Annotated in this window: 23 protein-coding genes and 3 pseudogenes; 20 read left to right on the forward strand and 6 right to left on the reverse strand. The window is 62.8% G+C overall.

What is annotated here, in order from left to right; all coding sequences use genetic code 11:
- Positions 1-119: 119 nt before the first annotated feature.
- From RE429_RS29065 to RE429_RS29085, 5 genes and pseudogenes are all read left to right on the forward strand, one after another.
- Positions 120-995, forward strand: coding sequence for an RAD55 family ATPase (locus tag RE429_RS29065; RefSeq protein WP_414476291.1), 876 nt, complete (start codon positions 120-122; stop codon positions 993-995).
- Positions 996-1,063: 68 nt separating this feature from the next.
- Positions 1,064-1,222: pseudogene (locus RE429_RS29070) on the forward strand (transposase); the annotation flags it as partial.
- Positions 1,210-1,833, forward strand: a complete 624-nt coding sequence (locus RE429_RS29075; protein WP_414476292.1) for an IS5 family transposase — start codon at positions 1,210-1,212, stop codon at positions 1,831-1,833. The pseudogene RE429_RS29070 and the gene RE429_RS29075, both read left to right, overlap by 13 nt.
- A gap of 109 nt (positions 1,834-1,942) precedes the next feature.
- Complete coding sequence (locus tag RE429_RS29080) at positions 1,943-2,443, forward strand: ATPase domain-containing protein (protein ID WP_414476293.1); 501 nt, start codon at positions 1,943-1,945, stop codon at positions 2,441-2,443.
- Between the two features lie 29 nt (positions 2,444-2,472).
- The gene (locus RE429_RS29085; protein ID WP_414476294.1) at positions 2,473-2,838 is read left to right on the forward strand and encodes a response regulator; all 366 of its coding nucleotides are present in this window, start codon (positions 2,473-2,475) and stop codon (positions 2,836-2,838) included.
- A gap of 891 nt (positions 2,839-3,729) precedes the next feature.
- On the opposite strand, the gene RE429_RS29090 is transcribed toward RE429_RS29085, so the two are convergent.
- The 3 genes from RE429_RS29090 to RE429_RS29100 form a co-directional block, all read right to left on the reverse strand.
- Positions 3,730-4,752 carry a sensor histidine kinase gene (locus tag RE429_RS29090; protein ID WP_414476295.1) on the reverse strand — a complete coding sequence of 341 codons (1,023 nt, stop codon included), beginning with the start codon at positions 4,750-4,752 and terminating at the stop codon, positions 3,730-3,732.
- A 216-nt stretch (positions 4,753-4,968) separates the two neighbouring features.
- Complete coding sequence (scpB, locus tag RE429_RS29095) at positions 4,969-5,661, reverse strand: SMC-Scp complex subunit ScpB (protein ID WP_414476296.1); 693 nt, start codon at positions 5,659-5,661, stop codon at positions 4,969-4,971.
- Between the two features lies 1 nt (position 5,662).
- Positions 5,663-6,535: a DUF1403 family protein gene (locus tag RE429_RS29100; RefSeq protein WP_414476297.1), complete on the reverse strand. Its 873-nt coding sequence runs from the start codon at positions 6,533-6,535 to the stop codon at positions 5,663-5,665.
- Between the two features lie 320 nt (positions 6,536-6,855).
- On the opposite strand from RE429_RS29100, the gene RE429_RS29105 reads away from it, so the two are divergent.
- The 6 genes from RE429_RS29105 to RE429_RS29130 all read left to right on the forward strand — a co-directional run bounded on the left by RE429_RS29105 (position 6,856) and on the right by RE429_RS29130 (position 10,895).
- Positions 6,856-7,110, forward strand: coding sequence for a type II toxin-antitoxin system Phd/YefM family antitoxin (locus RE429_RS29105; RefSeq protein WP_414476298.1), 255 nt, complete (start codon positions 6,856-6,858; stop codon positions 7,108-7,110).
- A complete protein-coding gene (locus RE429_RS29110) occupies positions 7,110-7,514 on the forward strand; it encodes a type II toxin-antitoxin system VapC family toxin (protein ID WP_414476299.1) in 405 nt (134 codons plus the stop codon). Before RE429_RS29105 ends, RE429_RS29110 begins: the two co-directional genes overlap by 1 nt.
- A 115-nt stretch (positions 7,515-7,629) precedes the next feature.
- Entirely contained in the window at positions 7,630-8,742 is a 1,113-nt protein-coding gene (locus RE429_RS29115; protein WP_414476300.1) for a tyrosine-type recombinase/integrase, read from the forward strand.
- Positions 8,743-9,398: 656 nt separating this feature from the next.
- Entirely contained in the window at positions 9,399-9,596 is a 198-nt protein-coding gene (locus tag RE429_RS29120) for a type II toxin-antitoxin system VapB family antitoxin (protein ID WP_414476301.1), read from the forward strand.
- The gene (locus tag RE429_RS29125) at positions 9,593-9,961 is read left to right on the forward strand and encodes a type II toxin-antitoxin system VapC family toxin (protein WP_414476303.1); all 369 of its coding nucleotides are present in this window, start codon (positions 9,593-9,595) and stop codon (positions 9,959-9,961) included. The genes RE429_RS29120 and RE429_RS29125 overlap by 4 nt, the downstream gene beginning before the upstream one ends.
- Before the next feature lie 10 nt (positions 9,962-9,971).
- Complete coding sequence (locus tag RE429_RS29130) at positions 9,972-10,895, forward strand: recombinase family protein (RefSeq protein WP_414476304.1); 924 nt, start codon at positions 9,972-9,974, stop codon at positions 10,893-10,895.
- 115 nt (positions 10,896-11,010) lie between these two features.
- Here the strand turns inward: RE429_RS29130 and RE429_RS29135 are convergent.
- Positions 11,011-11,401 (reverse strand): annotated as a pseudogene (locus RE429_RS29135) (P1 family peptidase); the annotation flags it as partial.
- Between the two features lie 1,031 nt (positions 11,402-12,432).
- On the opposite strand from RE429_RS29135, the gene repA reads away from it, so the two are divergent.
- The 6 genes from repA to RE429_RS29165 all read left to right on the forward strand — a co-directional run bounded on the left by repA (position 12,433) and on the right by RE429_RS29165 (position 20,640).
- Positions 12,433-13,671 carry a plasmid partitioning protein RepA gene (repA, locus tag RE429_RS29140; RefSeq protein ID WP_414476305.1) on the forward strand — a complete coding sequence of 413 codons (1,239 nt, stop codon included), beginning with the start codon at positions 12,433-12,435 and terminating at the stop codon, positions 13,669-13,671.
- A complete protein-coding gene (gene repB, locus RE429_RS29145) occupies positions 13,671-14,939 on the forward strand; it encodes a plasmid partitioning protein RepB (RefSeq protein WP_414476306.1) in 1,269 nt (422 codons plus the stop codon). The genes repA and repB overlap by 1 nt, the downstream gene beginning before the upstream one ends.
- 132 nt (positions 14,940-15,071) lie before the next feature.
- Positions 15,072-15,275, forward strand: coding sequence for a hypothetical protein (locus RE429_RS29150; protein ID WP_414476307.1), 204 nt, complete (start codon positions 15,072-15,074; stop codon positions 15,273-15,275).
- 843 nt (positions 15,276-16,118) lie between these two features.
- Positions 16,119-16,808, forward strand: coding sequence for a hypothetical protein (locus RE429_RS29155; protein ID WP_414476308.1), 690 nt, complete (start codon positions 16,119-16,121; stop codon positions 16,806-16,808).
- Positions 16,809-16,834: 26 nt separating this feature from the next.
- Entirely contained in the window at positions 16,835-19,540 is a 2,706-nt protein-coding gene (locus RE429_RS29160) for a DEAD/DEAH box helicase (RefSeq protein ID WP_414476309.1), read from the forward strand.
- A 5-nt stretch (positions 19,541-19,545) separates the two neighbouring features.
- Positions 19,546-20,640 (forward strand): SWIM zinc finger family protein, encoded by a 1,095-nt coding sequence (locus RE429_RS29165; RefSeq protein ID WP_414476310.1) that lies wholly within the window; start codon positions 19,546-19,548, stop codon positions 20,638-20,640.
- A 904-nt stretch (positions 20,641-21,544) separates the two neighbouring features.
- Here RE429_RS29165 and RE429_RS29170 read toward each other — a convergent pair.
- A complete protein-coding gene (locus RE429_RS29170; RefSeq protein WP_414476311.1) occupies positions 21,545-22,144 on the reverse strand; it encodes an alpha-ketoglutarate-dependent dioxygenase AlkB in 600 nt (199 codons plus the stop codon).
- Positions 22,145-22,403: 259 nt separating this feature from the next.
- Here RE429_RS29170 and RE429_RS29175 point away from each other — a divergent pair, with 259 nt between their 5' ends.
- From RE429_RS29175 to RE429_RS29185, 3 genes and pseudogenes are all read left to right on the forward strand, one after another.
- On the forward strand, positions 22,404-23,234 hold the full coding sequence (locus tag RE429_RS29175; RefSeq protein WP_414476312.1) for an SDR family NAD(P)-dependent oxidoreductase: 831 nt from the start codon (positions 22,404-22,406) through the stop codon (positions 23,232-23,234).
- Between the two features lie 113 nt (positions 23,235-23,347).
- Entirely contained in the window at positions 23,348-24,445 is a 1,098-nt protein-coding gene (locus tag RE429_RS29180; protein ID WP_414476313.1) for an NADH:flavin oxidoreductase, read from the forward strand.
- A 101-nt stretch (positions 24,446-24,546) separates the two neighbouring features.
- A pseudogene (locus RE429_RS29185) lies at positions 24,547-24,756 on the forward strand (NAD(P)-dependent alcohol dehydrogenase); the annotation flags it as partial.
- 48 nt (positions 24,757-24,804) lie between these two features.
- Here RE429_RS29185 and RE429_RS29190 read toward each other — a convergent pair.
- Complete coding sequence (locus RE429_RS29190; RefSeq protein ID WP_414476314.1) at positions 24,805-25,539, reverse strand: type 1 glutamine amidotransferase domain-containing protein; 735 nt, start codon at positions 25,537-25,539, stop codon at positions 24,805-24,807.
- Positions 25,540-26,133 lie beyond the last annotated feature (594 nt).

Here is a 26,133-nt window from a genome sequence, read left to right on the forward strand (position 1 = left end):
CAAATCCGTCATAGCACACGTGGACAGGGCACGAAGATCCGGGACGCTGCGTTGAGTTAGTGCTAATCAGATCCGGATCGGCCTTTATTGGGTCTGGTGTGGTTCTTGGAGGAATTGCCGTGGGGGAAACTCTCGCACGTCTGGAAAGCGGAGTTGTCGGGCTGGATACGGTCCTGTGCGGTGGCCTTGTCGATGGCTCATCCTATATCATCCAGGGGCATCCCGGAGCAGGCAAGACCATTCTGGCCAACCAGATCGCCTTTCAGCAGGCTCACAGCGGACGCCGCGTGCTGTATGTCACGCTCCTGGCAGAGTCCCACGAGCGCCTGTTCCAGTCGCTTTCAACGCTCGACTTTTATGACACCGCCAAGGTGGGCAATGGCATCAGCTTTGTCAGCGTCTTCCAAACTCTCAGGAAGGAGGGGCTCCCTGCGGTTGTGGAGGTGTTGCGCCAGGAGATTAAGCGGCAACAGGCGGGCCTTCTGATTTTTGACGGCCTCCTTAATGCCCGTGACAAGGCCAATAGCACGCTCGACGTTAAGACCTTTGTGGCCGAGCTGCAGGCCCACGCGGCCTTCGCCCATTGCACCGCGTTGTTTCTGACGAGCGCACGGATTGATGATACCAGTCCAGAGCACACGATGGTGGATGGGGTGATCGAACTCTCGGAGCAACTCATCGGCGCTCAGGCTGTGCGTCAGCTGCAGGTGCGCAAATCGCGTGGCAGCGCGGCCCTGGGAGGCTACCACCAATATGCGATTTCCAGGACTGGGATTACCGTCTACCCGCGGGTCGAGGCCGTGCTTGCCCGCCCATCGAGGGATGAAAATCCTCGTCTCAGCCGTGTCGCAACGGGCATCACGGGGTTCGACACCATTATCGGCCAAGGCCTGCCGCACTCGTCCGTGACGCTGCTGCTGGGACCGACGGGCAGCGGCAAGACTACGTTCGGCCTAGGCCGTGTGGACGGATTGGGCCGAGCAACGGGTAGGTAGATTCCCAAATCAGTGTGGCGATGATTCATAGCGGGTCGGCTTCAGGAGGCGCGACCATGCTGACGGGAATGACGGAGGACGACTGGGCGACGGTGCTGCGAGTGTTTGCCGCCTCTAGCTCCCGGCGCGGCGCCAGGGGCCGCAACGACCGCCGCTTTCTGGAGGCGCTGCACTATTTCACGGTCCACAACATCACCTGGCGGGCGCTGCCGGCGTGCTTCGGCCACTGGAACTCGGTCTGGAAGCGGTTCTGGCGCTTGAGCCGTGCGGGTGTGTTCGAGGCCTTCTTCGACGCCTTGGCGGCTCTGAGCGACACGGCGCATCTGGTGCAGATGTTCGACTCCACCATCGTACGGGCCCATGTCTCGGCCGCAGGCGCAAAAGGGGGCAGAGCCGGCAGGCGCTGGGCCGCTCCCGGGGTGGGTTCTCGACCAAGATCCACCTCAAGACCGACTGGGATGGCGACCCGCTCGGCTTTTGCCTTACCGCTGGTGAGGCCAGCGACAGTCCTCAGTTCGAGACGCTGCTCGACGTCGGGCCGGACATCACGCCCCGAGCGGCTGTGGGCGACAAGGGCTATGACGCCAAGGCCAACCGGCAGGCTGCCCGCTCCCGCGGCATCTGCCCCGCCATTCCGTACCGGACCACGACCAAGGAGAAGCCGCAGTTCTTTCCCAAAGCGCTCTACCGCGGGCGCGCTCGCATTGAGCAGACCATGGGTAAACTCAAGCGCTTCAAGCGCGTTGCTTTACGCTGCGAGAAGACTGACGTGAACTACGGCTCGTTCGTCGCGCTTGCTCTGAGCTTCATCCTCATCAAATCCGTCCACACGACCTAAACTTCCTGAGTCTCGCGACGAAAGAAGATCCAGCACTGCATTTTGGATTTATGAGACACCGACCCGGCTGGCGCTGAAAGGCCATGCCGTCGGCGTGGATGTTAAGGGCTTGGTCGAGTGCGGTGCGCTCGACGTCATGTGGCAGCCGCTGACGGAAAACTTGCTCGATCAAATCGGGCATAGACTCTTGGAGGCTGTCCATCGACGCGGCGTGCGGCGGCTGTTCATCGATGGCTTCGGCGGCTTTCACCGAGCCGCGGTCCCGCCATCGCGGCTGGTCGAGTACCTGGCCGCTCTCACGAATGAACTGCGGGCACTTGGCGTGACCACTGTGGCGACCTGGGAGCTGCGTGACCTCGTGGGGACCCAAGCTTCCAATCCTTATCCTGAATTCTCCAGCATTATCGACAACCTGCTACTGCTCAGGCAGATGGAGGTGCAGGCAAAGCTCCATCGCATCCTAGCGGTCATCAAGGTTCGCGACAGTGCGTTCGACCCGCGCCTTTACACCGTCGATATCACGGACCGCGGCTTTGTGATCGGTCAACGACTTGACAGTGCTGACAGGGCTCTCGCAGGCAAAGCTGATTTCACCGAGCTCCGATTGTAAGATCCAATGGCGAACAAGGACCGTGCATTGTGACAAAGATCTTGGTCGTTGACGATGAGTTCCTTGTTGCTGAGATGATCGCATGCCTGCTGGAGGATGAGGGATACGAGGTCGCGCAGGCGTCACACGGCCGCCAAGCGCTGGCGATGATCCAGGAAGAACGCCCTGCACTGGTGATCACGGACTTCATGATGCCTCTGATGACCGGACTTGAATTGGCGCGGGCGCTCAAGGCCACGTCAGGATACCGAGATCTGCCCATTATCTTAATGAGCGGGGCGCAAGGCGCGATTGCCCGAGACCATCACGACCTCTTTGCGGCGGTGTTCGACAAGCCGTTCCGGAATGGCCATCTTCTTGAACAAGTTCGCAAGCTTATCGACGTGGTCCAATAGCTGCCGAAACGGGTCGATCATTCACAGGCTCTCGGCCCGCCTCAGTCGGCTTCGCGGCAACCCTCATGGGAAATCCGAAGTTGCAGCCTCCGTGCGGAACAAGGCCGCTAAGGCCAACGCAATCTTTGGCGCCACGCTTTGCTCCGAACCTCAAAAAGGACCGCTCAGCGTTGGTTGGCACGGAAGCGAATTCCGGCGCTTGCACAGAAGCGGTCAAGCCACTTGTGGGCCTTAGGGAACCAACCCGCAACGAGTTCAGCCCCTGTCGGATCGAGGTGGCTTGGCCGGCGAGATCACGGGAGAGACTCACGTCCTTTAATCCGACTGGGTTCGTCTGCAAGATGACTATGGTGCCGAATTCCGAGCGGACGACAACCGTGGACCAGTCAACGATATCGGCCCATCATCTGCCCCTCGGGCTCTCGCAGAGCCAGAAGGCGGCAGCAGAGTGCTTTATGGCTTCGGCGGCGGCCGCGACGCCCTAGCCGGGGCTTGGCTGGTGTCCAGCTCGGGATGCTTGTCAATCAGCGCTTCCCGATCCGTGGAGAGACTCTCCCAGGTCCGGGCCATCTCCAGGAGTTGATCGTGCTGGTCTCCGGCGGGCATCTGCTTGGCCAAGGCACGGCATTCTTCGGCGTGTTGGCGATACTCTGATGCAGTTTTCATGGCTGACCCTGGGTTACAGGATTCCCCCATCGGGCTGGGCCAAGGAGGGAGCCAGATTGAGGGCACAGGGCTTCCTGTGCCAGTACGTAATCCCAAAGCTGAAATCCAGCAACGAACGTGACCATGGCGAGAGGGTTGGTGCGACGGACTGTCCCACAGCGCTTCATTCCAACAAGCGGGTCAAACACTGGTCGGCCGATCTGTAGGCCCACAGACTGATCTTTGTCAGGGAGCGGCGGGAAACAGAACCGTTGTATGCGTTCCCGAAGCCCCTTTGTTAGGCCCGACCGTCACTGTCCCACCCAGCTGGGCCGCCATCGACCGAATTAAGCGCTGTCCGAGACCTGTTGGGGGGCTTCGATCGGCTCCCTCCCCATCCGGGGTCCCGATCCCGTCATCCCTGACCTCGAGCTCGAAAACATCGTCCTGACGGGAAAACCGCACGGTAATCGCCCCGCTCCGATCATCGGGAAAAGCATGCTTCAGGCTGTTGGTCACAAGCTCATTGATAATCAGTCCGATGGCAACGCTCCGCTCCTGCGGCAGCCAGTGTGGTTCCGCGTCCACCTTGATTACGATCGGGCGTAGATGAAGAAAGGCAGCCTTGAGGTCGTCACACAGTTCGGCGATGAACTCGGCGACGTCGACGATGGCATTGGCGCCCTGCCCCAACCTCAGGCGCTCACGGACACGGCTCAGAACCTGAATTCGGTCTGCCGTCGCAGCGAGAGCGGACCGGGCGGCTTGGTCCTGCATGGCCCGCTCCTGCAATCGGACCAGCGCGGTCAGGGTCGCAAGATCGTTTTTCATGCGGTGACCGGCTTCCCGCAGCAGCAGATCCTTTTCCTGGTCAGCAGCTGCGAATTGCTTGTTCGCCCGAACGAGCTCCTGGGCAGTGGCATGCAAGGCCTCAATGATCCCGGCCGCCGTCAAGCCGATCAGAACAAAGAGGACCACGCTCGTGATCTGACGCGGGTCGGCAATGGCAAAGCTGCCAATCGGCTCGATAAAGAAGTAGATGGCCAAGGCAGCGCAGAGGAGCACCGAATAGGCGCCGCTTCCTTGGTCGAACAGAGCGGCATTGACGATGATCGGTATGAAGAACAGCAGAAACGGGTATGCCGGCAGGTAATCAGCAAGGCCCAGTCGCAGCACCAACATGAGGAGAACGACAAGGATGGCGCTGCCGTAGCGTGCCCAGCCGGGCCACTCCCTCGTCCAAGAGGTGTAGGCGAAAAGCGTCTGCATCACTGAGCGTCAAGCCTTGCCATTGACGAAGGTTCCGCTGGCTGGCTCCTCCTTTCGGCCCCGAAGATGGGCGCACAGGGTGGTCGAGCAATGACTCAGGGCCGCTCGAAAGCGACCGAGAAACAACGTTTTCCTATGCACGAGAATGCTGGATGCGCGAAACTGCCTGACGGCCACACTCTGTGGCATTCGGACGATGAGCGCCTGCAGCCCCACTCACTCCTGACCCGGGCGTTCGGCTCCATCCTCGCCCTCACGATCGGCCACCAAACCGAGTTCGCGATCGAGCGTGTCGGCCGACGGCGTTGCGGCCTGCAGCAGGCCGGCCTCCTCCAGCGCGTCCCAATCGGGCAGATCGCGCAGCGACGCCAAGCCGAATCCCGTCAGAAAGCTCTCCGTGGTGACATAGGTAAGCGGCGCCCCGGGCTGCGGCGACCGCGGTCCGGCGCCGATCAGGTTGAGGCGCTTGAGCCGGGCGATCACATCCCGGCTGACCTCCTTGCCGAACAGGCGCGAGAGTTCCGTGCGCGTGACCGGCTGCAGATAGGCGATCGCCGTCACGACCAGACGCTCGGCCGGGCTCAGCCCGCGCTCAGCCGGGTCGGCGGGCGGCCGGACAAACCGGATCGCCTCGGCAAAGCGTCGTCGCGTGCGATGATGCCAGCCGCCAGCGACGACCACCAGCTCGTAGGGCCGCGCGCGCAACTCGCTTTGGATATCGGCTAGGAGGTCGTCGAGGCGGCAGTCCGGTCCCACCAGGGAGGCCAGAACGGCGCGCGGCACCGGCTCGGGCGAGGCAAAGATCACGGCTTCGACCCGGCCCATCCACTCCCGCCACCGGGCGTCCGGCGGCAGGTCGTCGAGCGCGGGATCGAAGGCCATCGCGGAGGGCGGGCGCGACCGAGCCATCTCAGAGCCCATACAGCCGGAACGTCGGCCGCCCGGTGAGTTCGCGCACGGCGCCCAGCGCCACCAGGCGGTCGCAGAAGCGCCGGGCGGCGCGATCGGAGCCGGTCCCGACGAGGCGCGGCGGCGCCACCGCGTCGTCCGCGAGAAACAGGGCCAGGCCGCGGTCGCGGCCCCGGAAGCGGGCGGCGGGCAGCGCGGCGCGCAGCCGCTCACCGCGCCGGAGAAGATCCTGGGCGCGGCCATGGGCGTCGGCCGCCGCGCGCGCATAGGCGGCGTGGCAGGCCGTGAGCCAGCCCGAGGTCCCGGGCTGGGGCCGCCGCCGCTCCGATCCCTGGCGCAGCGACGCATGGAGAAGCGCCGTCGCGAGGAGGGGAACCGGGGCCGACCACCCGAGGCGGTGCGCCAGGGTGGCGTCCGCCACCATCCAGGCCAAAATTTCGATCTCGGGGGTCGGCACGGGCACCGACCGCAGGGTCAGGGCGGCGGCCGCCGCTGCCGCGGCGACGGGATGATCCGTGTCCTCCCGGGCCGGGCCGCCCACCGGAGCGACAAGGCCGGTGGCGATCCCGAGCAGCGGCGCCAGACGCGCCGGCACGGTCAGTGGATCCCGGAGCGGCTCGGCGGCGAGCTGCCGCCAGGCCCGGTGCAGCCGTCCGGCAGGGCCGGGATCATCGCCCGCGCGGGTGAGATGCTCGGCGTCGCGCAGCCCGGCCAGGTCGGTGCGCAGCCGCAGCCACGCGGCGCACGCGGTGGCGGCGGCGAGGGCCTGGCGCATGCGCCAAGCGCCGAGTTCGGGCGGATCCCGGCGCACGAGCTGATCCAGCAGGGCGAGCGCGGCGCCGGCCGCAAACGCGGCCTCGGCGGGACCCGGCACGGCCGGGGTCCGCAACCACCGCGGAAACCCCGACAGAGCCAGGCTTTCTGGGGCGGCGTCGGCAACCGAGGGGGACACGGCCGCCCGTCGGGGCGTGGGCGTGGGAGCGGAGCGATTCATCTGACGAGTATAGACCGCAACGGCGCATTGTCATCACAATTGAGCCCCAAAGCGCCGCAGGTGTCGGCGATATTTCATGTCCGATAAGCTTGCCTTATCGGACATGCGCCCGCGCCGCGGCCAGGCTTTGGCCACGGCAACCCTTGACACGGCGAACCACCTGCCTATATGGCTAGACAGTCTAGCCAGGAGGAGCCGCCATGGACTGGCAGCTGCAAGATGCCAAGAATCAATTCTCGCGGGTGGTCCAGAAAGCCCAGCGCGAGGGCCCGCAGGTTGTGACGCTGCGCGGCGAGCGCGCCGCCGTGGTGCTCTCGGCCGCTGATTACGACGCGCTCCGCGCCGGCCGGCCGAGCCTGGTCGACGATCTGCTCACCGGGCCGGCCTGGGACGATGCCTTCGCCGAGGCCGTCGCCACTCGCGCGACGACGCCGAGCCGCGACGTCGCACTCTGATGTACCTCGTCGACACCAATATCGTCTCCGAGGCGCGCCGGGGCTCGCCGCAGGCGACCGCCTGGCTGCGCGCGGTCGACCCCAATAGCGTTCATCTCAGCACGCTCACGCTCGGCGAGATCATGCGCGGCATCGCGCTCAAGCAGCGGTCCGACCCGAAGGCCGCGGGCCATCTCGCCGAGTGGCTGCGCAAGCTGCGCCACAACCACGCCGATCGCATTCTGCCGGTCACCGACCAGATCGCCGTCGAATGGGGCCGCATCGCGGCCCTCCGGCCGCGCGGTGACATCGATGGCTTGATTGCTGCGACAGCGATCGTCCATGATCTGATCCTCGTCACCCGCAACGAGAAAGATTTTGACGATACCGGCGTATCGGTGATCAATCCCTGGGATCTGACTTGACCTCTCCAGGCCCGCAGCACCCGCGACCCCGAAGCGGCGGAGCACCGCCAGCGGACGGCGGCGCTTCGGCTTCGGCGAGGACGTCGTCGATCCGGTGCATGCGAGCGTGCTGCCGATGAAACGCGACCACCTCATGCCGGACCTCCCCGCCCCGCCCGCTCATGAGCCGTCTGAGCGCCGCGCGAACGCCGCGTCCGAGCCCGTTCCAGAGCCGGGACCGGGTCAGGAACGGCCGCACGCCGCCCTTCCCGCCCCGCTGGCACGGCTGGCCGACACCGCCCGCACCTACGCCAGCCGCAAGGACAGCGCCCACACGGCGCGGGCCTATGCGTCGGACTGGCGCCAGTTCGCGCAGTGGTGCCGCCGGCGCGGTGTCGATCCCGAGCTCCCGGACCCGCAGGTGGTCGGCCTGTATCTCGCGGCGCTGGCTGCCGGCGACGGTCCCCGTCAGCGCCCCCTGTCGGTGGCCACCATTGAGCGGCGTCTGGCGGCGCTCACCGCCCGGTACCGCTCGACCGGACGGCCGCTCGACCGGCAGGACCGGCACATCGTCGATGTCTGGGCCGGCATTCGGCGCACCCATGCCAAGCCACCCCGGCAGAAGGAGGCGCTGCTGGCGGACGACATCCTGGCCATGCTCGCCACCCTCCCCCACGACCTGCGCGGCCTGCGCGACCGCGCGATCCTGCTGCTCGGCTTCGCCGGGGGGCTGCGGCGCTCGGAAATCGTCGGCTTGGACGCTGGCCCCGATCAGACGACCGATGGCCAGGGCTGGATCGAGATTCTGGCCGGCGGCGCTCTGCTGCGGGTCCGCGGCAAGACCGGCTGGCGGACGGTGGAGGTGGGCCGGGGCTCGTCGGACCGCAGTTGCCCCGTAAGGGCGCTCGAAACCTGGCTGAGCATGGCCCGGATCGCGCATGGGCCGGTGTTTCGGCGGGTGCTGCGGCCGAACAGTGGCGTGACCGCCGAGCGCCTCTCGGACAAGCACGTGGTTCGCCTGGTGCGCCGGGCCGCACTGGCGGCGGGCGTCCGTGGTGATCTGCCCGAGGGACAGCGGGCGCATGCGTTTGGCGGCCACTCGCTGCGGGCGGGGCTCGCCTCCGCCGCCGAGGCCGACGAAGCGGCGGTCCAGCGTCAGCTCGGGCATGCCTCCGCCGAAATGACGCGGCGCTACCAGCGCCGGCGGGATCACTTCCGGATCAATCTGACGAAAGCCGCAGGGCTGTGATGCAGAAATCCGCGGAATCGCCGATACTTAGAGAATGGCAGTTGAAGACGCTAAGGTGAATGCGAGCAGCCATTTCTGCTTAGCTGCTTCAAATTGAAACTTTTAAGTAAAAGCGACACCCCGATTGCCTCGAAAGTCACGCATCGGGGCAATTGCTAAGTTACTGATATAATTAAGCTAGGCTGTAGAAAGGAAAGCTAAATTGGCCTTGCCTACGGTCTGACGGATAGATGCGTACTGATTTGTCAGACGGCACCTGTCGCTGCCTTGTTCAGGACCGGGCATGGAAGCCCAGGGAGGCCTTTGGTCGTCAGCCGAGCCACCAAACTCCTTGTTTCCAAAGCATTTTTGCCGGCTGGCGGGAAGCCCTCCCCTGTGCAGCTGGTTAACAGAATGGCTTGAGAAACGTTTTCAAACGATCGATTGCTAATGATAAATGAAAGTGTACAGCTGGTACTCAACGGAAGTTTCCTAAAGGTTTAGATTCCTGCTTTTCTCATAATCACATCTGGTAACTGGGAGTTGGGCAGACACATCTCGACCACAGCCGCTGTGGGTGAGGTGATTAGCTGTTGAATTAAGCGGCAACATCATTACGGCATTTCTATCGGCGTCATTTGATGCTATTTTAAGTGTCATAGGATGGAGGTACTGGCGTGAGAACAACGATTGCCTTGGACGACGAACTTGTCGCAAAGGCGCGGGCATTTACGGGCCTGCAGGAGAAGTCGGCCCTGGTTCGGGAAGCATTGAAGGCTCTGATTGAGCGGGAGAGTGCCCGAAGGCTGGCCCGCCTTGGCGGCACCGAGCCGGACCTTAAGCCTATCCCACGCCGACAGACGGATGCTCAGTGATCATCGTCGATACCTCGGTGTGGATCGACCACCTGAAGAGCAGCGATTCCGTGTTGGCTGATCTACTCGGGACAGGGCGCGTACTGGCGCATTCCTTCGTCACGGGTGAGCTTGCCCTCGGTAGTCTTCGCCAGCGCAGGACTGTGCTTGAGTCCCTACGCGACCTGCCCCAGGCCACCGTCGCCAGTGATGATGAGGTCATGCTGCTGATTGAGCGGGAGCAACTCTACGGACTTGGGATTGGCTTTGTCGATGCGCACCTTCTAGCAGCAGCAAGACTTTCTCCCGAGGCCCTGCTCTGGACCCGGGATCGGCGACTGCGTCAGGCGGCTACGCGTCTGGGGCTTTCCGCAGATCTCACTTAACCAGCGAAGAATGCTTGCCCCCTCCCCTTCCAGGAAGCGCCTGATTGGCTACGCCAGAGTGTCCACCGAGGATCAGGCGCACGATTCCCAACTTGATGAGCTGCGTACTGCCGGTTGCGCTGAGATCCACCACGAGTATGGCTCCGGCGCAAGCCGGGCACGGCCGGTACTGGCGCGGTTGCTGCGCGAAATCAAGCCGGGAGAGGTGTTGGTCGTGGTGCGTCTCGACCGCCTCGCCCGCTCGGTGAGCCACCTTCTTGAGGTGATTGAAACCCTGGAAGCCAAGAAAGCGCATTTCCGCTCTCTCCGGGATCCGATTGATACGTCGACGCCACAAGGCATGTTCTCCCTACAGGTGCTTGGCGCAGTCGCACAACTGGAGCGCTCCCTCATCTCCGAGCGCACTAAGGCCGGCATCAGGGCCGCCAAGGCGCGGGGCAAGAAGCCGGGGAACCCAGGAATGCGTGAGCGCCGCCCGGACGCAATCCGGAAGATCGCCGCCGCCCGGGAGAAGGTTTATCTTGATGAGCTGATCGCCGGCGCGGATCGGTGGATGCCGACGGTTCGTCGCATGCGCCCGCACTATCCCTGGGAAGATGTCGTGCGCGTGCTGGGTGGCAGCGGCGAATCCTGGACTGTGGCCCGCCTGCGGCGTGCTGTGGGCAAGCTGGTGTCGCAGCATATGGCGGACCCTGCCCTGCTGAAGCCCGCTTCGCGCAAGAACCCGGAGGATCGTCTCATGACGCTGGTTGCTGGCATTGCCATGGCCAATCCAACCCTCTCCCTCCGAGATATCGGGGCGCAGCTCGAGTGCATGCGGGAGCGGACGCCACGCGGGAGCCTGAACTGGTCGGCCTCCTCGGTGAAGAAGCAGTTGGATCAAGCGCGAAAGGCTGGGCTGGCGCTGCCAGCTTCCATGCAAAACGTGGAGTAGCCCTGCACAGGGAGATGGCGAATCTCTGGGAAGGCGAAGCAGCCCCCCTCTCCGCCCCTGAGATCGGGTCTACAGGTCCAATTCACCCCTTCACGTAGCCTCTGTGTGCCGGGAGCTAATGCTCTGTCAGGCTCTCAGCTTGCACCACCGCACAGGGCCACGGCGTGGGCCATCGCTGTGGCAGCAATCGCGCCAATGGCGGAAACATCGGCGCGGATCGATGAGCCCTTGCCGGTGGACAGCGCAAAGATCGTGTCGCCATCCGACATCGTATGAACTGGATTGATGCTTCTGGCGAAGCCGTCATGAGCCATCTGGGCGATCTTGTACATGTTGGCCTTGCTGACGGCACGTTGGTGGCCGCTGCCCCGATGGTCGTATTGCCTGCTGCCTGGGGGTGTGACGACGCGGTACCCGTTCGTGATCGCTACCACGGTGTCGCGGAAACCCTGCCCTTCTTCTTGTCTGGCTCCCGCAAGGATCTGATGTCGGATCGAAGTGGGGGCCGTACCGGTGAACCTTCTGCTTGAGCTGGCACGAGGAACCAACCTGATGAGCGACTGGTCCAACCTATTAGGCTTTTTACACTTGTAAATACCTACGAGGTCGAGCTCGGAACCAGAAAGCGTTTTGGCTTCGAAGCCTTCTGAGTGGGAAACGTATTGACCCGGCGGACCTCCACATGACCAGGACTTCTCCTCGATGCCCAGTGATTACTCTGCATGCGTCTTGCATGTTTGTCGGCAGCATACCCAGCATGAAGGGGAGGGCCGCTATTCTTCTGAGTGTCAATTTTACAGGCGTAAAAACGTGATATTTTCCGTCCACGGTCCCGAACTTGGCATCACACCCTGGTCTCCTAATTAAGGACACATCTGCAGTACGGCCCTGTGAACTTTAAACCTGTCAGATCCCAGGATCCCAGGGTCACCCTCGGCGCCAACGCGGGCGGAAGGCGGATTTCATTGTCGTCAACCTTATGGCCGTAAAGCCATCCTTGCGCTTTTTACAGGTGTAAAACCATGACCGTCTGAAACCGATGACGTCACCGCCGTTTTCGGCCCACATCGAGCGAGAGACGATCCGCTCTTTCCTCGTAGAAGTGACGATGAGGTAACATTCTCACAACCAGGAGCGAGGCTTCGTCGTCTTGTTTGGTTTCTCGGTTACTCTTGGTTTGGCGGCATGCAGGCTGACAAGTGCCCGCCAGGGGAGGGTAGGCCGCTGCAGAGCCCTCTGCTGCAGGGCTGGATATAGCATACTAGCCAAGCCGAATCAGACCGGTGGTGGCGAGTGGGCCAGCGGGACCAGATCCTCGGCTCCGAAAAGGGTAGGCGGAGTTTTATACACGTGCTTAAAACGACTCTGCCGCACGAAGTTTTTGCTGAGAGACAGAGTTGTAGCCAGAAAACCTTGGAAGAGCGAAGCCACTACCTCACCCAATCAGCTCCATTTAACCAGATGTTAACGTTCCCCGCCTTTGATGAGACGGAATTCGGCTGCTTGCCGGCATTTTTCCGTAAGAAGGAGGACCTAGATGGCTCTGCCTAAGCTCAAGAGCGAAGGTCAGATATCTGCTAGCTCAACATCCATTCGGGCGCCTCGCGTGGGGCTCGACCTTATTGGAGAGCATGCAACCAGGCTTTCCAAGAACCTGCACCGGCAGCTTGAGACCGCTTTTCCGCCGCGGGCCCAGAAGTCCTTTCGGAAGCTGACATCCGGTGAGGTCGCCAAGCTCCTTGGTGTCGCGGACAGTTACCTGCGCCAGCTATCGCTGGACGGGAAGGGGCCTGATGTGGAGGTGCAGCCGAATGGCCGACGTCTCTATACCCTCAAGGACGTCGCAAACCTGCGTGCGTATCTCGATGCGAACGCGAAAGGGGAGAGGCAGTATCTGAAACACCGTAGCGGGAGCGAACACCTTCAGGTGATCGCCTGTACGAACTTCAAAGGTGGATCAGCTAAGACTACAACTGCGGCTCATCTGGCGCAGTATCTAGCCATCAACGGCTACCGCGTTCTGGCCATCGATCTGGATCCGCAAGCGAGCCTCTCAGCTGTTCACGGCCTCCATCCGGAGCTCGACGTGCTTGAGAACCAGACCCTTTACGGAAACATCCGCTATACTGACGAGAGAATTCCGCTCAAGGATATTATCCGCCCAACCTATATCGAGGGCTTGGACATTATTCCCGCAAACCTTGAGCTGATGGAGTTCGAACACGAAGTGCCAATGGCTCTCCAGAACAAGCAGGAGGGCAAGCGCTTCTTCGACCGCGTAAACGGCGCGCTTGAGACGGTCCATCATAACTACGATCTCGTCATACTCGATTGTCCGCCTCAACTCGGATACCTGACGCTCTCGGCTCTCAGTGCCGCGACAGGTATCGTGATCACCGTTCATCCCCAGATGATGGATGTAATGTCTATGGCTCAGTTCCTAACGATGACGAAGGACCTGCTGAGCGTGCTCCAAAATGCAGGCGGTAATACAGAGTACGATTGGCTCAAATATCTAGTCACCCGCTATGAGCCAAACGATGTGCCTCAGTCCCAGATGGTTCAGTATCTCCGGAAGATGTTCGGAGACTATGTTCTTGAGCATGAAATGCGGAAAAGCACTGCTGTCTCAGATGCCGGCATCATGAAGAAGACGATTTACGAAGCCGAGCGCGCAGACTTCACAAAAGGCACGATCGACCGTGCGATCGAGTCAATGAATGCTGTTAACACTGATATTGAGAAGCTGGTCCTGCGGGCTTGGGGGAGGATCTAATGGCAAAGAGTGCAAAGCGACTGGCAGCGTTCCTCGGCACGGAAGAGCCGGATCCCGTGAACAAAGAGCCCGCATACGAGGATAAGCTGCGGATAGTCTCTGAAACGATTTCTGAGTTAACTGTCGAGTCCGGGTCAGGCGGCGCTCCCGTTGGGGTCGAGTCCTTTGACGGAACGGCAGGGGCGGGTGAGGAGACTGCGGCCCCCCTGCAAGCCAACATCGAAATCTCTAATGTCGCCCCGACAGTCCCTGCGGCGCTTGAGACGGTCCCTGAAACGGTTGCGGCGCCCCAAAAGGAAAATATCTCTCTCGAAACTGAGAACGTTTCTCAAAAGTCGGCTGAAAGCCTGCTTCGCCAAAATGCTCCCACAAGCCAAGTTATGAAGCGTTTAAGTACATTAGTTCGTGATGACACACAGGAAATTAATGACCTGAAGGCGCTCGTTGAAAGCGGCCAAACGGTCGTCGAACTGGATCCGAACCTGATTGATGAGTCATTTATCCGCGACCGAATGGAGGATAGCACTCAGTCGATCACCGAACTGGCACATCAGATCGAGAATCAAGGTCAGCTAGTCCCGATCCTCGTGAGGCCGCATCCTCATCAAGAGGGGCGTTATGAGGCTGCATTCGGGCATCGGCGCCTGAAGGCCGTTGCCTTGCTTGGAAGGAAAATCCGGGCTGTCGTCACGCAGCTGACTGACGTCGAGCTCATCGTGGCGCAAGGCCAGGAAAATAACGCTCGGCTCGACTTGAGCTTTATCGAGAAGGCCCGATTTGCCGCTGCGATGAAGGCGAAGAAGTTCAATCGTGAGACGATTGCGGCGGCGCTCGGCATCAGCAACCAGTCCCAAATTACTTGGTACTTGCAGGTGGTCGATCGAATCCCAGCCGCCATTATTGACGCGATTGGCCCTGCACCGGAGATCGGCCGCAAACGCTGGCTGCCCTTAGCCGAACTGTTCCAGAACGATGCCACTGTGCCAGAGAGGGCAAAGGCGTTCATCAAGACGCCTGTCTTTAACGCTCGGGAGACGAACGAGCGCTTTAACGCCCTTGTCGAAGAGATGACCCGCAAAGACCGGCCAGCACGCGCGGAGCCTGCTTACTGGGAAGCTCCCGATATGCGTGTTAAGGCAACAATCAACTTCACGTCCAAGCGTTGCACGCTGCAAATCGACCGCAATGTCGATGCGGGCTTTGCCGAGTTCGTCGTCAACAACCTCGATGCTCTTTATGCCAAATACGCTGGGCGGTCGGATGGCTAATCGCCGTTCCTCTCAAAAATAAAGGGCAGCGAAAATGCTGCCCTTTTCTCTTTGAGGCTCTTTCGTTAGCGGCTGTCTCGAAGTGGCCTTGTCCTCAGCCACCTGTCGCTGCTGGAATCGACCGAGGCAGAGATGATGGGCAACCACTGTCGGCTTAAAGCGCTTGGGGTTTTCACCCATCGCCTGCTCGTAACTGGCATGGATCTCGCTGCTCTGCTTAAGGACATAGCTCGTCAGCGCCATAAAGCTGGCAGGCAAATGGATCGAGAAGATGATGTTGTGCTTGGCCTAGCCGACACGGATATCATTATCCGTGAGTTCGTCGATCACGCCTAGGTCAAGGACCGTGACGGCATCGGTGATCTTGCGAAGCATATCCCGTTTCTGCTTGCGTTCCGAGATGCCGCAGCCTCGGATAATCTCCGAGGCTCGGAAGCCCTGCACTCCCACTTGTACATTCATTGGGACACTTCAAACCGATCGTTTGAAAACGTTTCTCAAGCCGTTCTGTTAACCAGCTGCACAGAGGAGGGCTTCCCGACAATCGGCAAAAATGCTTTGGAAACAAAGAGTTTGGTGGCTCGGCTGACGACCAAAGGCCGTGATCGGCTTCCATGAGCGGATCCTGAACAAGGCAACGCCAGGTGCCGCCCGGTAAATCGTGCGCATCTATCTGTCAGATCGTAGGCAAGGCTCACTTAGCTTGCCTTTCTATAGCCGCGCTTAGCTATATCAATAACTTAGCAATTGCGCCGATGCGTGACTTTCGAGGTAAGAGGGGCAGATTAGAGAGCGAAAGATTCCTCCGGACCGGCATCCGTGCCTCACTTCGTGAATGACCGTGCTGCCCGGAGGCTCCGCCAAGCCCTTGTTCCAGAAAGCCCTGCGCCTGCTGGCCACCAAGCTCGAGCGCGTGGAGCAGGAGCTCTCAGACTTGCAGGCCCATAATCACATCCGGTCCCACAGGTGGTCGGAATGTTTGAACATCCGGATCTGCCGCAGGAGAAGATTGCTGGCCATCTCGAGCAGGTCGCGTTCCGCATCCTGCGCCCCGCTGCCCGGCTCGCATTCTCGCTGCACCATAACTGAGGCGCTTCCCGATTGATCTGTTCGCACTCCCAGAAAATGCCATTGTCGTGTGAGCTCTCTTGCTGAGGCAGGGGACTGGGACCGGGTTTGATGAGACGGCCCACACGCCGGGAGATTGCCGCACAGGAGCGCCAGATGCTGGACCGGCAGGCGCAGTTTCGCCGGGCGGCGGATGCCGTGACGGCCGCGCTCACTCGGGTGCCTGAGGTCGAGGCGGTGGCGTTGATCGGCTCGCTGGCCCGGCCGCTGTGGCGCGAGGTGCCACGGTTTCAGCCGTTCCGGCACTGGGGCATCCCGATCTGGCACGAATGCAAGGATGTCGATCTGGCCGTGTGGCTCGATCGCCTCGACCGGCTCGAGACCCTCAATCGGGCCCGCAGCATGGCCCTCCAGCAGCTGTTCAAGGACAAGCAGATCGGGGTGGCTCATCATCAGGTCGACATCTTCATTCTGCACGGGGAGGGGATCTATCGCGGCCGCCTCTGCCCCTTCTCGCAGTGCCCGAAGGGCAAGCAGGAGTGTCTGGTCCCGGGCTGCGGACGGGATCCGTTCCTGCAGCAGCACACCGGCTTTACCTTCTGGCCCGACACGCTGACACCGGACAGAATCATGCTCCTGTATGATCGCCGGCGCGGGATCCTGCGGCATGCCGCCGAGACACCGGCCGAGGGACAGGACGATCACGGCCAACTACCGACGACGTCTACTGCTTCTTGTGAAGGGCCCTCAGCCGTGGTCAGTGGGGAATGCGGCTGCTGTCAAACGGGCAGCGCGGATTGAACCATTGCGGAGTTCGCTCAACCACCATGCCTCGGATTCAGCTGCGTCTCACCCCGCGTGGCCACCTCCTGCTTGAGGAGGCCACCGACGCGCCCACCCTGGATGACACAGTGGCGGCACGGCTGGCCTGGGCCTTTGGCCGGAGCACCGGGGAGGGGCTGTTGCAGCTCGGCGCGGGTGAGGTCGGCCCATCCTTGCCGCCCATCCTCACCTGGTGGCGCGACTTCGCCGCACGCTATGTGGCGGCGGTCTGTCTTCGCGGGTCGGGTGGGGACGACGAGACGCCATCCGCCGCTCTCCTGTCCGCCATTGCCCCGCCGCCCGAGGCTGAGCTTACCACGCTCGTCCTGACGGCCCCGATGATGCCGGGGGCGGAATATCTGACCACAGAAATCATGCGTCGCCTGTGGGCCGATCTCGGCACCGCGCTTGCCGCGTCGTTCACTGCAGCCGGCCGTGATCTGCAAGCGTTCCTCAAAACGCTGAACCCGGCCTGGAATTTGGTCGGCCGGGTCCACTTCAATCTGGCCGAGAACCGCCGCGACCCGGAATGGCCGTTTGCTTTTCTCGCCACCTACACCACGCGTCTGTCGGCCCAGGCGCGGGCCCAGCATGTGCCGCTCAGCCAGGCCTTGCGCGACTACGCCGGCGCTGCCCATCGCGACAAGCTGCTGGCGCTGCTGGTGCCGGTGCAGCGGGCGGCGGAGCGCTGCGGCTGGCTCAAGGCCATGGTCGAGAGCGGGGAGATCTTTCATCCCTTGCGCTGGAGCCCAGCCGAGGCCGCACGGCTGCTGAACAGCGGGCCCGATCTGGAAAGCGCCGGCGTGGTCGTGCGCCTGCCCGCTCACTGGCACGCGGGCCGCCCGCCGCGCCCGCAGGTCACCGCCATGGTGGGCGCCCGTCCGCCCTCCGGGACAGGGCTCGACGCCCTGCTCGACTTCCACATGGAGATGAGCCTGGGAGGTGAACCGCTCACCGCCGAGGAAGTGGCCACCTTGCTCGCCGGCACCGAGACGCTGGTGCTGCTGCGGGGCCAGTGGATCGAGATCGATCGTCCGCGTCTGGAGCGTGCGATGCACCGCTTCCAAGAGGTGCAGGATCTCGCCGAGCGAGAGGGGCTCACCTTTGCCGCGGCCATGCGCCTGTTGGCCGGGACCGAGGCCACCGGGGATGACGAACCCGCCGCGGTTGCCGACTGGGCGCAGATCACGGCCGGAGCGTGGCTGACCGAGACGCTGCGGGCGCTGCGCAGCCCCGACGGTGCCGGGGTTGATCCCGGCCCGGCCCTGAAGGGACGGTTGCGCCCCTACCAGCAAGCCGGCGTCGCATGGCTTCACCTCCTCAGCGGCCTTGGGCTGGGTGCCTGCCTGGCCGACGACATGGGGCTGGGCAAGACGATCCAGGTCCTGTCGCTGCTGCTGATCCAGCAGCGGAAGGGAGCCGGAGGCAAGCCGAGCCTGTTGGTCGCGCCGGCGTCGCTGCTGGCCAACTGGGCGGCCGAGATCGAGCGCTTCGCCCCCACGTTGAACGCGAGGATCGTGCATCCCTCGGCGATGGCGGCCGAAGACCTCAATCAGACGACGGTGGAGGGACTGTCCAGCCTGGATCTGGTGATCACCAGCTATGGCGCGCTGCTGCGCCTGCCGGTGCTGAGCCAAACGTTCTGGCGTTTCGTGGTGCTGGACGAGGCGCAGGCGATCAAGAACCCCAACGCCAAGCAGACCCGGGCGGCCAAGGCCCTGCAGGCCGAGGCACGCATCGCCTTGACCGGAACACCGGTGGAAAACCATCTCGGCGATCTGTGGTCGATCTTCGACTTCATCAATCCCGGCCTGCTCGGCAGCGCGAAGGAGTTCGGCCGCTCCACCAAGGCCCTGGCCGCACGGCCGCACGACCCGTACGGCCCGCTGCGCGATCTGGTTCGGCCCTACATCCTGCGGCGGATGAAGACCGACAGAACCGTCATCGCCGACCTGCCGGACAAGACAGAGGTCAAGGCGCTGTGCCCGTTGAGCCGCAAGCAAGCCGCCCTCTATGCCGACACGGTGACGGGTCTGACTGAAGCATTGCAGGACGCGGAGGGGATGCGGCGCAAGGGCATCGTGCTGGCGACCCTGATGCGGCTGAAGCAGATCTGCAATCATCCCTCGCAATGGCTCAACGACGGCACCTGGGCCGAGGCAGACAGCGGCAAGTGGGCCCGCCTGCGCGCGATCGCCGAGGTGGTCGCCGCCCGCCAGGAGAAGATGCTGGTCTTCACCCAGTTCCGCGAGATGACGGCGCCATTGGCGGCCTACCTTGGGGGAATCTTCGGCCGCAGCGGGTTGGTCCTGCACGGCGACACCGCGGTCAAGAACCGCAGGGCCCTGGTGCAGACCTTCCAGGAGGATGAGACCGTGCCGTTCTTCCTCCTGTCCCTGAAGGCGGGCGGCTCGGGGCTGACGCTGACCGCGGCGTCGCACGTTGTCCACTTCGACCGGTGGTGGAACCCGGCCGTGGAGAACCAGGCCACCGACCGCGCCTTCCGGATCGGCCAGAAGACCAATGTGCTGGTCCACAAATTCGTCTGCCAGGGTACAGTGGAGGAGAAGATCGACGCGCTGATCGAGGCGAAGAAGGGTCTATCGGACGATCTGCTGGCTGGCGGAGACGAGATCAACCTGACCGAAATGAAGGATGAGGATCTGCTGCGGATGGTGGCTCTGGACCTGAAATCGGTCATGGCGGAGTGAGGCGGATGGCTCCAGGATTCGATGATGGATGGCCCCCGTACGTTCCGGTTGCGGAGCGGCGCAAGCAAGCCGCGCGCGAGGTGGAGAAGCTGCGCAAGAAAGGGCACCCGGTCGACCCCGTCATCCTCGAGGGGCGGATCATCGCCCGGACGTTCTGGGGCAGGGCATGGTGCGACAACCTGGAGAGTTATCAGGATCTCGACAACCGCCTGTCGCGTGGCCGGACCTATGTTCGCCATGGTGCGGTGATCGATCTTCAGATCTCGGCGCTGGAGATCAAGGCGAGGGTCAGCGGATCATCGATTTACAGGGTGTCGGCCTCGATCACGGCGCTGGCGCCAACGCTGTGGCGCTCGATCTGCGTCGATTGCGCCGGCGGCATCGACTCTCTGGTCGAACTGCTGCAAGGCCGGTTCTCCAAGGGTGTGATGGAGCGGCTCTGCCGCCAGGACGGAGGTTTGTTCCCCAAGCCGTCGGACATTCGGTTCTCGTGCACTTGCCCAGATGGGGCCTCGATGTGCAAGCACGTTGCCGCGGTGCTGTATGGCGTCGGCGCCCGGCTCGACGAGGCGCCTGAGCTTCTGTTCCGGCTGCGTGCGGTGGACGAGACGGATCTGATCGCCGATCTTGATCCGGCGCTGTCACTCTCGCGTCAGCCGCTCGATGTCGGAAAGGTCCTGGAGACCGACGATCTCTCGGCCCTGTTCGGCTTGGACCTGGCGGAGACTGGAGGCGCAATCTCATCTCATGGTGCAATCCCAGCCGTCGCCGAGTCAGTGACCCGCGCTGGACCGAAGCGGACGAGCCCACCGGTGGTGGGACGCAAGACAGCCAGTCGGTCTCGCCCGGGCCCCGCTGCGCCCAAAGCCAGCACGCGCGCCGCGTCGCCGGCAGGGCAGGCCTCCAAAACCGGCAGGGCCGAGAAGACGTCCCATTCCGCTGAGCCGAGCGCGCAAGGTCGTCCCCTTGACGGTTCCACATCTCAAGAGGCATCCAGGCGAAGCCACGAGGCCAAGGATGTGGAACGCAAGGGTAAGCGGGCAATGCCGAAACCCGAGATAGAACTGACCCCAGACGGATTCGTGAAGTGGTGGAAATGACCTCCCAACCCACCAGACCCAGGAGCGCTTGGGGTGCCCCTGATCACGGTGCAACGAACTCCCTCCACGCTTGGATCAAGGCGGCCGCATCCCCATATAAGTCCTATGCTGCACAAGGGATCTTCGCCTCGCACCCGCGACCTGTTCGAGGTCACACTCACTGTACCGACACCTCGGTCCGAACCGGCTCCTGTTTCGGCTGAGGTGTCGGGGCTTGCCGGGTTGTCTGATGCACAACTGGCCAAGCAACTTGGCCAACTCATAAATGAATTGCAGCGACGAATGGAGGCGGGCAGGGGGAGCCGGCCTGAGCTGAAGGATGCGGTCAGAGATGTCAGCGTATTCCTTGAGCGCCACAATCCGCACCCATCAACACGACGGGTCAAGTCCTCACGATCCGGCAAGGCCTCACCCGCGTTACAGGAGGGGCAGCGTAAGGCGGTGCGGGCTGCCCTCCTGGCGGGGGTGGCACCAGCACAAGTCGCCAAGCACTTTGGCCTGGCGCTTGCAGCCGTCCGAAAGGTGCTTGAGGAGGCCGCGTAAGCCTCCGAGCCGAGCAGGCATGCTCCAACCTCGGGTCACATCTGAGCATCCACTCCCCACCCTCATTTGTAACCGCTGCCTTTTAATCAGAGGGTCCTGGGTTCGAGTCCCAGCGCGCTCACCAAATCATTTCAAGCGCTTAGCTGCTGATGTGGTTTGGTCCCGCTTCCCAGAAAACCGGGTTGGGAAGCCTATGGGAAGCAAGCTCAACTAGGTGAGCGATTTCCTCCGCGATCGCATCGGTTCACCCGCAGCTCGAACTTTACTGCCAGAATCAACGAACGTCGGGAACCAGCCAAAGAGCGGACCTTTACACGGCCAAGCTGAATGGCCAAGTTTGATCCAATCCAGATCTTCAACGCTAATACGCAGATTGACTTAGGTAGTGCGAAGGCTTGAAGCTCCGAAAAGTGATCGAATAGCGCAAACGGTCCACGGCCGGAATGCTGTGCTCCCATTCCATTCGGGAGGGGCCCTGCAACAGATAGGCAGAGCGCGGCTCCGCGACCACTGATGCACGCTCCCACTTGAGACCTGCCTTGCGCCTGAAGCGGAACAAGCACGGTGATCCAAGCGAGATGCCGACCACCTCGGCGAACACGGGCTTGTCCCTGTGCCAGCCGATCCCAGCACCAGGGGCATATTCCGTCAGCAGGACGTGCTGCAGATCCGAGGCTTCCAAGCTGGCAATGCGGGCCGCTCGCTCCCGCAATTGGAGTAGGAATTCAGGCATGTCGTCCGTTCGCTGCAGTTCCATTCGGTTGAAGTCATACTGCCAGCCGAAGGACAGCACGCGCCGGTTGCCGCGGTAGCCCCGAAACTCGAACTCCTTGAAAGACAAGGTTGCAAACCTCCCTACAAGGTCGCTCTCCTCGTCTGCTGTGAGGAAGTCCGGTTGATAGCGGAAGCCGTTCGGCAGGGAAGGGGAAGCTTCAAAGAGATCCAATTGGCTCTGGTCCATAGGTCACTTCCCCGCTACGAGGCATCGAGTTCGCTGACTGATGAAGAACTCCAACCTTTGATCCGGCTCTCAACGCGCTTGCCGCCACATTCAGACGGCAGCAGGAGCACGCTGGTGACAGACGGCTCTTCGGGAACAAAACCTGGCCGGCGCTGGTTGGCGGCCAACGGCCCGACCAGACGGTGAATGGGGAGAGGGGACCAATGATCCGAGCCTCGGCTCAACGTGCATCAGAACGCTCGCAGCTGGTCTCTGCCTGATGACCACAGGCTCCGAGCGGCTGGCCGGCAAGGTGGCCATTGTGACCGGAGGCGGACGCGGCCTCGGCCGCTCCATCGTCCTCGGCCTCGTGCGTGCCGGCGCCAGCGTTGTTGCGACTGCCGCGCGTGAGACAGCGGAGGTCGAGCAGGTGGCACACGAAGCCCAGGAGATGGGCTATGCGGATCAGGTCGTTCCGCTCACGGCTGATGTAACGCGGGAGGAGGACTGTGTCCGAACGGTCGAGGCTGCTCTTTCGCGGTTTGGTCGTCTGGATGTTCTCGTGAACAACGCCGGGCGGGGCATGAAGTACGTCAGTGAGGCGTTCCTCACCGAGCCGACCCGGTTCTGGGAGGTTGCGCCTGAAACTTGGCGGATGGTGATCGACACGAATGTGAACGGGCCTTTCCTGATGGCCCGGGCTGCCGTGCCGAGCATGCTCCAGGCGGGCTGGGGCCGGATCATCAATATCTCGATGAACCATGAAACCATGCGCCGCCGGGGCTTCTCGCCCTATGGTCCGTCGAAAGCCGCGCTCGAATCCGAGACTGTCATCTGGGCTCAGGATCTCGCTGGAACAGGCGTGACCGTCAACGCCCTGCTGCCGGGCGGCGCCACGCTGACCGGCATGATCCCGCCAGGCGTCTCCAGCGCTGTGCGTGCGCACCTGCTGGATCCCGACATCGTCGTCCCGTCGCTGCTGTGGCTCGCCTCGACCGAGGCTGATGGGGTGACCGGCCGACGACTGGTCGCCAGCCAATGGCGTTCCGATCTCGATGAGGCCGCGGCCGCGGAGGCTGCCATGGAAGAGGCTGGATGGGGTCCGCCATAGGCTGGCTCTCACTAAGCAGAGGGGCGCTGCGGTGCTGACCGAAAGATGCGGCCTGAGCGAGAGTACCCGGTGCCGGATGCGTTCCTGTCGTCGCAACAAACTGGACAGTCGCCATGGATGTGCAAACTCTTTTCCAGCCGTTCAGCCTCAAATCCCTCAAGCTGAAGAACCGTATCGTCATGGCGCCCATGACGCGCTCGTTCTCGCCCAACGGAGTTCCGACACCCGACGTTGCGGCCTATTACGGCCGACGGGCCGGAGAGGTCGGGCTGATCGTGTCCGAGGGCACGGTGATCGACAGACCAGCCTCGTCGAACGACCCCAACGTGCCGCATTTCTACGGCGAGCAGGCGCTGGAGGGCTGGAGGAGCGTCATCGACGAGGTGCATGCGGCCGGCGGTGCCATGGCGCCGCAGATCTGGCACATGGGTGTCATGCACCCGCATGCCTCGGGATGGCAGCCTCCGGTGCCGTTCGAGGGCCCGTCCGGGTTCGTGATGCCCGGTGAGCGAACCGGCGTGGAAATGAGCGAGGCCGATATCGCTGAAACCATCGCCGCCTTCGGCCGCGCCGCAGGGGATGCCAAGCGGCTGGGCTTCGATGCCGTCGAGATCCATGGTGCTCACGGGTACCTGATCGATCAATTCCTGTGGGCCGGCCTGAACAAGCGCACCGATGGATGGGGTGGAGCAACTCTGCCCGAGCGAAGCCGCTTTGCCGTCGCGGTGGTGAAGGCGGTTCGTGAGGCTGTCGGTGAGGACTTCGTCGTGATCCTGCGACTGTCGCAGTGGAAGCAGCAGGACTTCGCTGTGAAGCTCGCCAAGACAACGGAGGAAATGGAGGCCTGGCTCACCCCACTCGCAGAGGCCGGGGTGGACATTTTCCACTGCTCGCAGCGGCGCTTCTGGCAGCCGGAGTTCGAGGGCTCGGACCTCAACTTTGCCGGCTGGGCCAAGAAGCTGACCGGCAAGGCGACGATCACGGTCGGATCAGTGGGCCTGTCGGGCGAGTTCATCGCTGCTTTCCAGGGCGAGAGCTCGCATCCCAGCTCTCTGGATGAACTGCTGCGCCGGTTCGGGCGAGGCGACTTCGATCTGGTGGCGGTGGGCCGCGCTATCCTGTCTGATCCGCAATGGCCAACGAAGATTCGCGAGAACCGCAGCGAGCAGCTGCGTGACTTCACGCGAGAGGCTCTTGCGAGCCTCTACTAGGCGTTGGCGGTTGAACATACCGCTCCCGCACGTCTGCGGGCACGAGGCAGCGGCTCTGCTCGCCCGAACGGTCAAACGACGGATCGAAACGGAAACCGGCCATGAAGGGGTTCACACTGCACGCACCGGGCGGATTGGATCGACTGGAGCTGACCGAGATGCCCGATCCCGGTGCTCCCGGGCCAGATGAGGTTCGGGTTCGGCTTCACGCGAGTTTGCTGAACTGCCACGACTATGACGTCGTGAGCGGACAGATGCGGATGCAGGACGGGCGTATTCCGATGTTGGGCGGGGCCGGCGTGGGCGAGGCGAGCCCCGCCGACAAGGCCCGCCGCTCTGACGAGCATCAGGATCGTCATTCAGGCTGCTTTGCCGAGGGATGTCAGCACGTGCCGGGCGACGAGTTCGGAGGATTGCGGGTTCTGGCCCGTGATCAGGTTACCGTCCTGAACCGCGAACGGCTGCCAGTCGGGCCCGCGCTCGAAGCGGCCGCCCAGCTCCTTCAGCCGGTCCTCCAGCAGGAACGGTACCACCTTCGTCAGCCCAACCGCTTCCTCCTCGGAGTTCGTGAAGGCGCTCACCCGGCGACCATCGACAATGGGTTGTCCATCCTGACGCCTGGCCTTTACCAGCCCGGCGGGACCATGGCAGACCGCAGCGACAACCTTGCCCTGATCGAACATCGACCCGATGACCCGAGCCAGCGTCTCGTCATTGGCCGCGTCCCACATTGGCCCATGCCCTCCTGGTAGGAACACTGCGTCGAACGAGCCTGGATCGACACTGCCAAGGGCAGGGGAGTTGCGGGCCGTCTGCATAGCCTTCTCGTCTGCCAGGAAGCGGTGAACCGAGGCCGGGACCTCCTGCTGCTCCTCCGGCTTCTCGCCCGGTCCCTCGCCGGCTTGGGCCGGGAGGCTGCGAGGATCCCACGGGATGGCACCGCCCTTGATCGAGACGAGCGTGACTTCCGCGCCTCCATCGAGCAAGGCGTAGTAGGGCGTGGCGAGTTCCTCCAGCCAGACACCGGTGCGATGGCCGGTGGATCCCATCTGGTCATGCGAGGTGGCGACAACGAGCACTTTGGGAGCGGGCATGGCGGTTCTCCGGGTGAAGGCGTTACGTCGTCAACTCGAAGCTGCGGGGAGAGGTTCTGAGGGGACGGAGGAAAGGCCACAACCTGGCCCGCCCCGCCTCGATGGGTCTTGCGAACTGGATTTCACTCCCCATATCAGGTTTACCCTAGCGGACATCGTATGTGGACTTCGAGGCGGCGGGCGTCACCGCCGGCTCCGATGCGGCCGTGCCAGGACGGATGTACTCCGGCCCGGTCTTGATCCTGTGCTCGCCTGACGATGCGAGCGCCCGTCTGGTACCCCATCAGCCCAGGCCCGTAGTGCGCGAGGCAGAGATGCGAAGGCATCCTGTCCGTTCGCCCCGGAGCCTGGGCTTTTCCATTTGGGCATGCTGTGGGCCGACAAAGTGACCGCAGATCCGAATGAATGCCCATGGCCGCTCCTGGCATACCCGAGACCAAAGCCGTGGGGTCGTTCACGTTTCAAAAATGCACCTTGCGAAGGGTAGTTTCCTGGACGTGGGCCAGAGCGTCGGTTTCATCGTCCAGAACGATGTGCAGCGAAGGATCTCGCTCTAAGTTGGGTCTGTGACTTCTGCCAGACGCTGCGAGTTTG

It is taken from the genome of Microvirga sp. M2 (assembly GCF_047497095.1).
Classification (GTDB): Bacteria; Pseudomonadota; Alphaproteobacteria; order Rhizobiales; family Beijerinckiaceae; genus Microvirga.